General features: G+C 36.8%; 12 protein-coding genes. 2 read left to right on the top strand and 10 right to left on the bottom strand.

The genetic code is table 11. From position 1 onward, the window contains the following. Positions 1 to 12: 12 nt before the first annotated feature. Together AC5KOD_RS15975 and AC5KOD_RS15970 are read right to left on the bottom strand one after the other, a co-directional pair. On the bottom strand, positions 13 to 780 hold the full coding sequence (locus AC5KOD_RS15975; RefSeq protein WP_496915573.1) for a signal peptidase I: 768 nt from the start codon (positions 778 to 780) through the stop codon (positions 13 to 15). A gap of 380 nt (positions 781 to 1,160) precedes the next feature. Then, on the bottom strand, positions 1,161 to 1,709 hold the full coding sequence (locus AC5KOD_RS15970; protein WP_496915572.1) for a hypothetical protein: 549 nt from the start codon (positions 1,707 to 1,709) through the stop codon (positions 1,161 to 1,163). Between the two features lie 96 nt (positions 1,710 to 1,805). Here AC5KOD_RS15970 and AC5KOD_RS15965 point away from each other — a divergent pair, with 96 nt between their 5' ends. Then, positions 1,806 to 2,594, top strand: a complete 789-nt coding sequence (locus AC5KOD_RS15965; RefSeq protein ID WP_496915640.1) for an ABC transporter ATP-binding protein — start codon at positions 1,806 to 1,808, stop codon at positions 2,592 to 2,594. 59 nt (positions 2,595 to 2,653) lie between these two features. Here the strand turns inward: AC5KOD_RS15965 and AC5KOD_RS15960 are convergent, their stop codons facing one another. The 8 genes from AC5KOD_RS15960 to AC5KOD_RS15925 all read right to left on the bottom strand — a co-directional run bounded on the left by AC5KOD_RS15960 (position 2,654) and on the right by AC5KOD_RS15925 (position 10,880). Further along, positions 2,654 to 3,661, bottom strand: coding sequence for a DUF916 domain-containing protein (locus AC5KOD_RS15960; protein ID WP_496915571.1), 1,008 nt, complete (start codon positions 3,659 to 3,661; stop codon positions 2,654 to 2,656). 17 nt (positions 3,662 to 3,678) lie between these two features. Further along, on the bottom strand, positions 3,679 to 4,179 hold the full coding sequence (gene lepB / locus AC5KOD_RS15955) for a signal peptidase I (protein ID WP_496915570.1): 501 nt from the start codon (positions 4,177 to 4,179) through the stop codon (positions 3,679 to 3,681). 167 nt (positions 4,180 to 4,346) lie between these two features. Further along, entirely contained in the window at positions 4,347 to 5,003 is a 657-nt protein-coding gene (locus tag AC5KOD_RS15950; RefSeq protein ID WP_496915569.1) for a hypothetical protein, read from the bottom strand. A 15-nt stretch (positions 5,004 to 5,018) separates the two neighbouring features. After that, positions 5,019 to 6,104 carry a WxLIP family cell surface protein gene (locus AC5KOD_RS15945; protein WP_496915568.1) on the bottom strand — a complete coding sequence of 362 codons (1,086 nt, stop codon included), beginning with the start codon at positions 6,102 to 6,104 and terminating at the stop codon, positions 5,019 to 5,021. A gap of 125 nt (positions 6,105 to 6,229) precedes the next feature. Beyond that, positions 6,230 to 6,997, bottom strand: coding sequence for a WxL domain-containing protein (locus AC5KOD_RS15940; protein ID WP_496915567.1), 768 nt, complete (start codon positions 6,995 to 6,997; stop codon positions 6,230 to 6,232). A gap of 34 nt (positions 6,998 to 7,031) precedes the next feature. Then, positions 7,032 to 7,823, bottom strand: a complete 792-nt coding sequence (locus AC5KOD_RS15935; protein ID WP_496915566.1) for a WxL domain-containing protein — start codon at positions 7,821 to 7,823, stop codon at positions 7,032 to 7,034. Then, a complete protein-coding gene (locus AC5KOD_RS15930; protein ID WP_496915565.1) occupies positions 7,823 to 8,137 on the bottom strand; it encodes an EF2685/EF0750 family sortase-dependent surface protein in 315 nt (104 codons plus the stop codon). The genes AC5KOD_RS15935 and AC5KOD_RS15930 overlap by 1 nt, the downstream gene beginning before the upstream one ends. 13 nt (positions 8,138 to 8,150) lie before the next feature. Continuing rightward, positions 8,151 to 10,880, bottom strand: coding sequence for a pectate lyase-like adhesive domain-containing protein (locus tag AC5KOD_RS15925; protein ID WP_496915564.1), 2,730 nt, complete (start codon positions 10,878 to 10,880; stop codon positions 8,151 to 8,153). A 986-nt stretch (positions 10,881 to 11,866) separates the two neighbouring features. On the opposite strand from AC5KOD_RS15925, the gene AC5KOD_RS15920 reads away from it, so the two are divergent. Beyond that, positions 11,867 to 12,124: a transposase gene (locus AC5KOD_RS15920; protein ID WP_496915563.1), complete on the top strand. Its 258-nt coding sequence runs from the start codon at positions 11,867 to 11,869 to the stop codon at positions 12,122 to 12,124. Positions 12,125 to 12,298: the final 174 nt, after the last annotated feature.

Below are 12,298 nucleotides of genomic sequence, written 5' to 3'. Positions count from 1 at the left end.
GTAGACATTACCTTAAAGTCTTACATAGTACTTGATTGTCATAATAGTGACAACTAACATAGATACAAATATAATAACCATTACAATATTGCCGCGAATGAAATCTAAAATTGTTCCTACATTTGAAATTGAATAGACGACACGCCCTACTACCTGGTCTCCAGTGATTGGAATATCTTTCCCTGTATTGGCATCTCCCTTTGTTGTGATAAACGGCTCATCCTTATCCTCCATCTTTTCCTTATCGACCTCAAAAACCCTATGCGTTAGGTAAGCATCTTGATTATCTCTTGAAGGATAAAATGTGATAATGTCATCTTTTTTTAGATCCTTTAAATCAGGTACTTTCTCTAAAAAAATGATAGCTCCTCTTGAAAAACCATCCTCAAATTTGACACCTTCTACCTTTTTCATGGAATCACTCAGTACCGTCATAAATCGATAACCAAAAAATGATTTATCTGGACTATCACTAAAATTGAAGAAAACAGCGCCTAAAAAGACTATCAATAATAACCCGTAGAAGAAAATATTTCCTAAATTAGATAATAGTTTGTCACTAACTGACATTCTTTTCTGTTCGTTTTTCACCCTTTTTGAACTGTCAGCCGAATTTTTACGATTACTATTAGCTGATGAAGATTCTTTTCTTCGCTTCTTTCCTGAACTATCATCTCTTGTTCTTTTTTTAACACTTTTTGAACTATGCTTTTCTAAGTCAGAAGAACTTCTTTTTTTGGACTTGCTGGTTCTTCTCCTGTTTTGAACTTCTTCTCCCATATCTTCCACCTTACTCACCATTTCGATTATTTCTATAGTTACTTTATCTAGTTGAATCCACGCCTACCTCTTTATATTAACACGACGTTAATTCGAAAACAATCATTAAATGAACAGTTGATAAAATGACAAAAATAATCAATCTAATTATATAAGCTGGTTATAAAGACTTTGATTGCAATGTTAAGAACAGTCTTTTCATAATTAAACGTTTAATGAACCGTCGAATTGACTAAAAATACTGCCTGAGAATATCTTAACATCTTTTTTATCTTTTGCCTACTACTTTTTTAATTATTTTTACTTTTTTATCTTTTTTCTTAAATATTTCAGCAATAACAATTCACATTTTTATTGTTCATCAAGTTCATAAATAATTTTTACGAACGGTTTAAATTAACTTTTTGTGAATATTTGTGTGCTGTTCCTATCGATACTCCACATATTTGAGCTATCTCTCTAATCGTATTCTTTTTAGTTAAATAAAGAGTTTGAATTTGCTCGATCACATGAGTATCAATTTGCGGACGACCAGAAAAAATTCCCTTTTGCTTGGCTATTTCAATGCCTTCAAGTGTTCGTTTTCGCATAATACTCTCTTCTAAACTAGCAAGTCTATAAAGAAGAGTCAGTGCTTCTTCATTGTTCAATTCTCCTAAAACGTCTTGTTTCAAAAAATAAATTGCTTTTTTTTGTTCTTTTAAAACCTTTAAAGCTGGTAACATTTGAATCAATTGAATATTTGCATCCTTCAAAGAGTACATTATTAACTCATCCTCATGGTGATTAACAACAAATTCATAAAATAATTTAGCATTACTGTCTCCTGCTCGATGTATAATTACTTTTTGGCAAACCTCATCTAAATTATTAAAAGATGTTTCATTAGTAGTATATCCGACCTTCATTTTTCTTTTTCCTTCCTTCATATATAGATTTTCTAAAAAAAATAAACACTATTTTACATTTACTCGTTCCTCATTAACTGATAAACTTTACCTAACAACTATTCACAAATGGAGGTCATTAGATTGATTCATTTTCAACATGTCTCATTTATCAGAGAAAAAAACACTCCCATCTTGTCTAACATCAATTGGCACGTCTCATCAAAAGAAAACTGGGCAATTCTTGGGTTAAATGGATCTGGGAAAACCACCTTATTACAATTAATTACAGGTTACCTATGGCCTAGTAGCGGTCAACTAACCGTCCTTGGTCAACACTTTGGTCAAACATCAATTCCAGAGCTGCGCAAGCAAATCGGGTGGGTTAGCTCTGCTCTTAGTTACCAAATGAAAGGTCATTTTTTAGTAGAAGATATCGTTCTTAGTGGTAAATTTGCTACAATTGGGCTCCATCAAGCTGTCAACCAACAAGACTATCAAGAAGCAAAAGAACTCCTTACCAGTTTTGGAGGGGCTCACTTAATTGGCAAACGCTTTGATGTGCTATCTCAGGGACAGCGTCAAATCACCTTAATCGTTCGCGCTCTGATGGCAAAACCACAGCTTTTGATTTTAGATGAGCCTTGCACCGGCCTTGATCTATTTGCTCGAGAACATCTACTTGAACAAATCAGCTTAATTTCAACGCTGCCTAGCGCTCCCACTTTATTATTTGTAACTCACTATACCGAAGAGCTACTGCCCTGCTTTAACCAATTGATGTTACTAAAAAACGGACAAATTTATCGACAGGGAAAAACAACCGACCTGCTGAATACAGAAACCTTAAATTCATTTTATGATAAACCTGTCTCACTCTTACCGATGACAAATCACCGCTTAATGGTTGTGCCAATCCCTCGATGAGTTGATAATAGATTCTTTCCAAAACGACCGAAAACACCTTGGAAAGAATCTATTACGCATTATCTTTGGCGCCTTCTTCTCAGTTCTTTCACTAGTAACACTGTCACAAAGATGACAATCGTTAACAAAATAATTCCAGCTATTAACCCTGAAAATACCAGCTGCTTTGGTTGCTCAGACTCTTTCTTTTTCTTATTAGATACTTTTGAGGCCTTTTTAGAGTTATCAACCTTGAATTCATTTTGCCATTCCCAACTCTCTTTATCAGTAGTCGCTTTCAAGTTTAAGACATAGTCTCCATCTTGTAACTTGCCGAAATCTTGACTCAACGCCAATTCACTAACGGGCGCCATTTTATAGTTAGTCAGTGATTCTGTTGCCAAAACCTTTTCACTGCCCTTCATCGTTAAGGTACTTTCAAGCTTTAACTCTTTTACAATAGCTTGACTTTCATTAACAATTGGCGTCACCAGTTCATGGGTATCAACTAAAAAACTACTTTTTTTCGCTACTAGCTTCGCGGCTGGCATCTCCTTTGACATTCTCACTGACACAGAATATAAGTAACTATATTCATTATCAACACCCGACGTTTTTTTCTTATCATCTGTTTTGTTCGTGCTAGATAACTCAACTCCACCTAAAACAATTCCTGAGAATTCTTTTTTAGGCAACGTTAATTCAATTAAGAGATCTTTGCTTTCATTAGGCTCTAGCACCACTTTACTTGGTGCCTTAGCGATATCTCGAAAAGCAATTCCATCTTTCGCCAATTTAACATCTGGACTGTAATCTATCACACCAGATGGCGCTGACCCTGCATTTCCTAACTTAACAGCTATGGTCATCTTTTTCGCCGTTTCATTTGTCAAGGTCGTATGTAATGTTTGTTTCTCACCAGGCTTAACTAATAAATCGAAAAAGCCGCCCTCGTTCAATTGATTGTCAGGTAGTTGATTGCGATAGGTAAAACCTAAGCCCTTGTTCACTTTCTCTGCCTTGACGCTTGGTATTATCCCAATAAAACAGCTTAATATTAACACTATCATCCAATATTTTTTCTTCATGTATCTACTCACCTTAATTAAATCGTATAATAAACCTTCCAAGGAGAAAGTGCCAATGTTACTCTCCCAATAATATCAGACTCAGATATTAGCCCAAGATAACGGCTATCTGTAGCAAACTTGCGATTATCTCCCAATACATAATAACTACCTACTGGAATCGTCTCTGCTACTACAAAATCTTCGGTACCTATTTGATTATCACTCGAAACTGCTGTCTGAAGTCGTTCCACACCATTAACAATTAACGCGCCATCTTTGTACGAGATTGTATCACCAGGAAGTCCAACAATACGTGTCACAATATAGTCACGCTTTTTACCTGAATTATTAATAACCACTAGCTCATTTCGACGCTTTCCTTCTAGTTTATTCACCAGTAACCGACTGTTTTGGGTAATCGTCGGAGTCATCGATTGATCGCTGATCTTAATCACACGATACATCATAAAAAAAGAACTTATTAAAACAATCGATGCCACAATAAATGAGACCAACAACAGCTTTAAATAGCTCAAAGCGCTCATCCTGATTCTTTTTCGCGAACGTTCTTTTAAGCGTCTCTTTTTTCTCTTTCCACTTTTTACAGAGGTCGAAGAAGAGTATCTATTCTTTTTCCTGCGTTTTTTTCTGTGAGATTTCATCTCCATCAGCTATTTCGACTCCTTAAATCCCTTAACTAACCTTACTTTTTCGTTATGCCATAAAACTTATAGATTTGATCTGCCAAATCTTCTAATTTTTTGATACTAGCCAAGTAACTCGTGACTAGCTCCTCATCATTTTGCAAGTGTTCAACCGTTTCATTTGCCATATTAACTCCTAGTTGCCCCACTTGTTTGTAGTAGCGGTTAAGTAAAAATTGGACGTCTTGAGGCGCTCTGGCATCGGCATGTTGTAAGGACATACTAGACATATGACCCGCTAATTCTCTTATATTCGCTTCTTTCTTACTACTTTCGCCCTCACCATTGATCGATGTTAAGATACTTTTGGTGTTAGACACATATAGCGTTCCTTCAGTTAAATTATCCATATCCGTTGAACTCAGATTAGTTTGTTGATAATAATAAGAGTAACCTGACACGCCACCTGCGATCATTCCCACCACTAATAATAAAAAAGTGATTCTAATAGCACTAGTCCGCTGCAATTTAACTTCTTTTATCGCTCGCTGTTCCTTTTTCTTCGATCGCCTGCTCTTCATTCGAGCAATTTTAACAGTCATTTTTTTTATTCTGTTCGTTAATAGAATCGAACGAATCAATTGCAAAAGAATCAAGCTTACTGCGATTCCTGCTGCAATCATCCCACCAAGTATCAGCCAATCTAATAGCTCCATTTTTTATCAAACCCTTTACTTTTTAGAACTCTTCTTTCTGTTCTTCTTTTTAGCCGCTTTATTTTTAGTAATAGCTCTGATCCCAACATAAATCAAAACAATCACCAAGACACCACCACCAATAGCAAGCGCTACTAACTTCCAATCTAAACGTTTCTTCTGAATCAAGCTGACATCCTCTTTATTAAATTTATCAGCCTCTTTATCACTTACTGTAAACTCTTCGGTCCATTCCCACTTATCCTTATCATTGTAAATCTTGACCGTCGCAGTGTAATCACCTGCAATCATCGGCTCACCATTTAGAGGGACATTATAGCTCATGACACTATTTGGTGCCATCTCTAGATTATTCTTGCGTGAACTATAGGTGTACGTTTTATTTTTCTTATGGACGATTTCAACTTCACTTGTTAGTTTCGAGATTTTTGTTGGTGTCACATTTGCCACATCTAGAAAGAAGACACTCGTGTAGTTTTGTATCCCTGGGTATACTTTTTTCAACTCTAGATTTGGTTTGACTTCCTCATCTTCCATCGTCAAGGTAATACCAAATAAATAAGCAATTTTATTAACCACCATTTGATTGGCCGCTGTTTTTTCTTTTTTCTTTGAGTCCTCATGTTTTCTCATCTGAAGCCCACCTAAGACGACCCCCTTAAAGCCAACCTCTGGCATTTGGATATTCAGATTAACAATTTCCTTTTTTCCAGGTGCAATCGTGACTGTTTCCGGTACCGTTATAAGATCCGTTAGTTCATAGGCTAAAGAATCATCTGGCAAGAAATTGTTTGGCCCATATTCAATCACGCCACTTGGATTTGTCCGAGCAGTGTTCAGTGATAAATCTACTGTCACATCTGCTGTTCCCGTGTTCGTAAATTCGACAGGAATATCTTGAACCTGCCCCGGTTTCATTAGTAGGTAAAGGGCACCGCTTGCTCGAATTTGATTTTCTGGAAATTTGATTTCATAATTATAGCCGGCACTTTTTTCCATCTCTTCTTTTTCATCTGCTTGAATCACTGATGCACAAAAAAATAAACTGATTATTATCACTAGTAAACTAGCGATTAATACTGATTGATGCTTGACTTTCATGGTATTTCCTCCGTGTTACAAACTTATTCTACAACAAGAGTTGCTATCTACTCCTATCGCTTACTACTTACTAAACGAAAGAGGCTAGAACTATCCTAGCCTCTTTCGTTTACATACATAAATTATTATAGTTTAGCAATTGTCCAAATAACATTTGCTGTATATTCTGCTGCTTCAACCCCTGTACCTGGTAAAATTGTTAATGACACTCCACGATCCATTTCCTTTGTTCCTGATGGAGCTCCAACTACATCTTTATCAGATCTACCAAACTCGATTTTCGAAGTTCCTAAACCTTTTCCAGCAGCTGCACTAGTAACGGGTACAGCTTGACCAACTATTAAATCTACAACAGGTTTAGCCGCAGTTGCCTCTGTGCCAGAGAAAGTAGATTCGATGTTTTGAGTCGCCAATGAAATATAAGCACCCGGTAAAGTTGCGCCACCAGCGGTTTTGAATTCAGTTTCTTGTTGAGCAGTCAATGTCCAACCTAAGGCACCTCCAGGGCGTTGGTCAGTTACTTGAACATAGTTACCACGAGTAACTGGAGTAGTCACACCAGGAGTAGCTGGGTCTACTTGTTTAAGATTCACCGGATCAGCGTACAAAACTTGGTTAGTTGGTGACACTTTATAATTTGAAATAGTTCCAAAACGGAAGTTAGAAATTAAATCAATGTTTAGATCTGCATCTGCTTTTCCAGTAGTAATTTCATCTGGATCCACTTCAACTTCTTTGTCTGTTTCTGGGTCAGTTGGTGTTACAGTCTGACTCTTTTCAAATGTCACACTACCTTTACCTGTTAGTGTATCCGCCGCTAAACTTGTAGAAGCCCCTGCTGATAATACAATTCCTGATACTAATAATGCTGACAATACTTTATTTGCTTTCATAAACAAATTCCTCCTATTTTATGTAAATATTATATTATAACTCAGAGATCGTCCAAGTTAAAATCGATTGATAGTTCTCTTGTCGCTTTTCAGCATTCCCTGGAACAAACAGGCGGATACTAGAATTCTTTAATTTAGACTTATTGACTGAAAAATCACCTAAGTCCTTTTCTGTTGCAGCTCGGTCAACTAACGTTCGTTTCATTAAGGGACTTTCATGCGCTGAACCAAAACTGATCGTCCAAGTGCCAGCCCCTTTACCTTTTTCTGCGTTAGCAACTGGAACACTCGAGCCAATTTCGCTAATTTTAATGGTTTCTTTTGAGATTGTTGGGGCACCTAACTCAAGGTTAGTTGAATTCACCCATTGATTATCAAAAGATAAATAAGCACCTTTTAGAACATGACTCTTATCCTTAGTTGATTGAAAATTCGTTTCTTGCTTAACCGTCACACGCCAACCAGCATTATTACCTCTGTTGTCTGTTACTTGTAGATAGTTTGCTCGTACTTCGTCACTGCCAACTAACCCAATCGGATCAGCGTGATACTCTTGATCCTTATCAGATATTTTCTGATTACCAAAGGAGAGCACAGGGATGTAGTCGAACCTTAAAGGACCTTTTGTTGCTAATATCGGCCCCTCAATATCGATGTTTTCATCTGGATTCTCCGGGTCAATCGGCGGTGTTGTAGTATCCACTGCTTCAAAATCCACTGACCCTTCATTTGTTAACTGTTCATTTGCACTCGTTAATGAACTCGGGAAACTCAATACTAGTAGAGATAGACAGGTGCTAAGGCCTAATGTTGTTAATTTCTTCATCACTCTCCAGCTCCCTCTCTTCTCTTACTCGCTATCAGAAGACAGGCCCAACTAACTAACAAAAGCATGCCTCCAAATCCAACCGAATTAGTCGCCTTTTCCCCCGTTTGTGGAAGAATACCAGGCTTCGGAGTTGGCTTCGGTTTCGGAGCTGGGGTTGATGATGATGTCGTCGTATCATCGTAGAACCCAATCCCTGCGTCATTACTAATCGCACCGCCATTAGCATCAGCAGCCAAAACAGCTGTTGGCGTCAGTGTTATTAACGAGACCATAAGCAGAATAGTTACGATAGCGTGTTTTATTTTTTTCATAGTTGCCTCCTAACTACTCAATGGTATCTCGAAGGGTCCATTTTACTTTCCCTCGGTATTCTTCATTTGCTACAGGGATTTTATTTCCTGTATATTGGAACTTCAATCCATCCTGAGTCGTTGATGCTCCCCAAGAATCAGTTATCGTATAAGCCAAAGACGGATCATTCGCTGCATGGTTATAAATAACTTTTGGTGTCGCAGTCAAATCATAAGTTGTACCTGAATAAACATATTTTAATGCGCCATCAAGAACATCCAATTGTGTTTGACTCGTCATCTCTTCTTCTATCTGAGCCGTAATCGTCCAAGCAGTACGATCACCTCGAGTATCACTTACCACTAGCCCTGTTGCCATTTTCGTTTTATCCACACCGATCATGTCTTTAGCCTTTAACACATTAGCAGTTCCAAAGTTAACTTCATCTGGCGCGGTTTTAAGTTCCAAAATCCCTTTAACAATTACTTTTGTTGCAGCTTTAAAGGTGGCTTCACGGTAGGTCATATCAGCGGCAGGATTAATATTACCAACCGCATTATTAGTCACAGGTGGGTTAACTACTCCTGTTGCTAATCCAGCATTATCTCGAAGGAAGATTTGTAAAACATCATCCTGTTTTAATAATCCTGCTGGAATCGGAACTTCCCAATTTCCTTGGGCATCAACAGTCGTTGCCATATCAGCTCTTTCTGTACCGTTTACCGTAACCGTGACATGAGCACCTGCCAATCCTGTCCCTGTCATTTTTGTCGAGACGGGGCTAACTGGCGCTGTCACAACTGCTGGTTCAGGAGGTGTAACATCGATAACTACTAGGGGCTCTATTGGCTCACTTATATAAGCCCCTCGCTGGGCCTCTACATAAAATTTGGTTCCCGCTGGATAGAAATCTGGTAAGACAAAACTAACATAGCCCTGTGCATCTGTTGTTGCATCAATCACTTTCGAATCATGATCGTTAGTGATTTTCAACTGTACCTGACCCGCAGAAGCGTAGACAGGTAAATAATTGATAGAGCCATCTGGTTGTAATCCATTATTATCAGGTACATCCCCAATTTTTACTTGTATAGCTTTATTTAATGTTTTATCAGCATCTGTGATTTCCTTTTGCCAAATTGGTGTTGGTTTTTGGTTCATCCCACTAATTCGTCTAAACCCAGCAAAGTTGGCTTTATAAGCATCTGCTAACGTTTGTTCTGAAGACGTCACTACTAAATTGTTGTTATTATTGTATGTCGAATTGGCATTTGTCTTGAAATCCAACACCTGATTATAAGTAAAGTCAGATGGACCTAATGGTTCAGATGCTTTTTTCCATAAATCAATATCTGTCCCTCTAATGATGAATTCGTTGTTTGAATTACCAAAGATAGCACGATTATAACGGGTATTGGCTGTATCAACTTGAATATTACGAATATCATAATATTTTGGCTTGTCCAACAAGAAGGTATTACCACTGCTTGTGCCACCAAAGTTAATAAGCTGATTTGTAGCTTTTCCAATCATATATAGCTCAGCGCCTTCTTCCACAGTAAACTTGGCATTGGTCGCGTTGTTATTTGGTGTGGGAGTATTTCCATCAGTAGGACCACCAGTAGTAGCAACTGCGGCATAATCTTTACTACTAGTTATGTTTACTCGGGAACCAATTTTAGCTGTAAAGCTTTGACCATCTCCAAGAAAAGAGACAGTTGTACCATTCATCGAAGCATTGAACACTGTATTTTCACCGATCGTGATGGCTTTATAAGACCTAAAGACCGCTGGATAAGTACTTCCTGGTCTGTCCGGATTTTGACGCAAGTTCACCAACGAATGATTGCCAACTTCAAAGCGTGCAGCTTCACCAGTCTCTCCTGCTTCTTTTGGCGTTTTATACCAGAATAAAGAATAGTTTTCTTCTGAAATATATCCTTCATACTTGGTTCCATCTTCCATAACAACATCACCTGCATACAAATTCTCACCTCTAGTGTTCAAGTTGTTAACACCATAAAAAGTAATTTGAGCAAGTGACGCCCTTGCCAACCTCTTAGTCCCAGATGTAACAGATTCATAAGGGATAATTACATTTCCAAAGCGAAAGTACCAAGATGCAGAATTTCTGGAACTTCCTGTTTCTGAGAAGGTTCTTGCATCAATCAAGGAAGAAGGTTGATTTTCACCCGCAACTGTCCCATTATTTCTCATGATAATATCATGTACATGAAAAAGAGGCGTCGTTCCATCAGTTATTTTTGCAAATCCTAAATTTCTATTTACTAAATCAAGTTTATAGTACTTTTCAGCATCAGTTGCATCAGCTGGAATATCTGCTGAATTTGAGAACTTACTCCCATCAATTTCGATGCTTGTTTTTCTTGCAGCAACATCCGCTCCAGCAGTTATATCGTTCTTCAATTTAATTTTAGTTACGGTAGAATCATTGTACGCTGTAAGAAAACCAGACCAATCTATAACTTCTACAACTTTTTCTTCCGGATTAAAACTTGAGCGCTGATTTGCCGCAGCGTTTCTAACTGCTATTTCTTCTACTGTAGCTGGAATATATTTTTCTTCACTTATTACACGACTCTCTTGCCCCAAACGTAAATTTGGATCTAAAGGCGATGATAACTGGTTGATAAGTGAGTCATCTGCTTTTAGTTTACTAGTTGGTTTAATATAAAGTATACTTGTTCCCACTGCCAAACAACCAATTAATGTTCCACTAAGAATTAGACGTTTCATTTTCATTTTATGTTAGTTCTTCTCCTTTCTATTTTCAAAGTAGATTATAGTGATAATTTTTTCTTTCAAATTCAAAAGACCCGTTCGTTATAAATAACTTAATGAACAAAATATGTTATTTAACGAAAATAAATTCAATAACAGATCAATTTTGAACAATACTTGAAATTATCTTCTACAACTTCTATTCCCTACATTTGAACTAGCTTTTTCATTAATATTTGTTTTTCGAACCTATAATAACATCTTTTTTCTATTAAAGCAACTACTGAGTATAATGATCATTTTAGCTACAATGTATGTAAACGTTTATTTACTAGCCTTTATAGCCCTAAAGACATCATTACTTCAAAAAAAAATAGGGTATTACTTCTTTTAGTTCAAAATATAAATAACAAACAAACAACTTAACACATTAGCTGCTAAATAGTAACAGTTGTCATTATACGCTCCTTTTTATCTATAGGTCAATAGGGTATTACTATATTAATTTTTTCAATTTAAATCATTATCGAACAAACTATCTCAGTGAATAGTTTTTTCTTGCAATTTTAAATACAAATGAAACTTTTTTTGTTCATCACGACTTTAAACTTTTTTATTGAATTTAAAAGTCAATCGTTTCATATCATATATTAATTACTTCTGGCATGAATTCAATTAGCTTATTTCATTTCCTGCCTAATTAAGCACATATTTCAAACATAATGGTTATGATTCCCCCTACCAAAGAAGCACTCTAAATTAGACTATGTCTTGTGCCAGGTATTCCTTAGCTAACAAACACACTTAGGTCATATCTGTTTACTCTAGATAATACTCTTATCTACCACAACACTGGTATTTTACTTATTCTCATTCGAACTTGTCACTAACTTAGTTGCCATATTATCATTTAATCACTATTTTCATGCTAAGTTTACTGATGCTAGGATGAAATCATGGACACGTTTTGGTAGAATTATACCTAAGAAGAAAAGGACGTGTCTCAAATGGCAAAACAACGATTTACTGAAGAGTTCAAACAAACGATTGTTGACCTCTATCACGCAGGCAGCTCGGTAGAACAATTGGCAAGTGAATATGGAATGGCGTCACAAACCATTTACAAATGGATTAAGTTTTATACACCAAATGACGCCTCTGGCGTTACGGAAGCCGAGTTTCTTAAATTGAAAAAAGAAATAGCTCAACTTAAGGAGGACAATGACATCCTAAAAAAGGTCTTAACCATATTCGCAAAAAAATAGATGATAAAACATTGCTTGATACGGTTCATCATTTATCAAGAAATATGACTATTTCTAGAGCCTGCCAGCTACTTGAACTTCCCCGTTCAAGTTATTATGAAAGATTAACCCGAACTGACTCGAATCGAACAAAGGAAAATAAAAAGTTAAGCGACAGAATCTTGAGGATTTATT

The sequence above is a fragment of the Vagococcus sp. WN80Y genome (assembly GCF_059621045.1).
This window is presented reverse-complemented; position numbering and strand designations above follow the sequence as displayed.

Bases quoted from the DNA above. Each gene is read 5' to 3' on its own strand.
- AC5KOD_RS15930 (WP_496915565.1), bottom strand. From the start codon at position 8,137: ATGAAAAAAATAAAACACGCTATCGTAACTATTCTGCTTATGGTCTCG.
- AC5KOD_RS15960 (WP_496915571.1), bottom strand. From the start codon at position 3,661: ATGAAGAAAAAATATTGGATGATAGTGTTAATATTAAGCTGTTTTATT.
- AC5KOD_RS15940 (WP_496915567.1), bottom strand. From the start codon at position 6,997: ATGAAAGCAAATAAAGTATTGTCAGCATTATTAGTATCAGGAATTGTA.
- AC5KOD_RS15920 (WP_496915563.1), top strand. From the start codon at position 11,867: ATGGCAAAACAACGATTTACTGAAGAGTTCAAACAAACGATTGTTGAC.
- AC5KOD_RS15950 (WP_496915569.1), bottom strand. From the start codon at position 5,003: ATGGAGCTATTAGATTGGCTGATACTTGGTGGGATGATTGCAGCAGGA.
- AC5KOD_RS15925 (WP_496915564.1), bottom strand. From the start codon at position 10,880: ATGAAAATGAAACGTCTAATTCTTAGTGGAACATTAATTGGTTGTTTG.
- AC5KOD_RS15945 (WP_496915568.1), bottom strand. From the start codon at position 6,104: ATGAAAGTCAAGCATCAATCAGTATTAATCGCTAGTTTACTAGTGATA.
- AC5KOD_RS15970 (WP_496915572.1), bottom strand. From the start codon at position 1,709: ATGAAGGAAGGAAAAAGAAAAATGAAGGTCGGATATACTACTAATGAA.
- AC5KOD_RS15935 (WP_496915566.1), bottom strand. From the start codon at position 7,823: ATGAAGAAATTAACAACATTAGGCCTTAGCACCTGTCTATCTCTACTA.
- AC5KOD_RS15975 (WP_496915573.1), bottom strand. From the start codon at position 780: ATGGGAGAAGAAGTTCAAAACAGGAGAAGAACCAGCAAGTCCAAAAAA.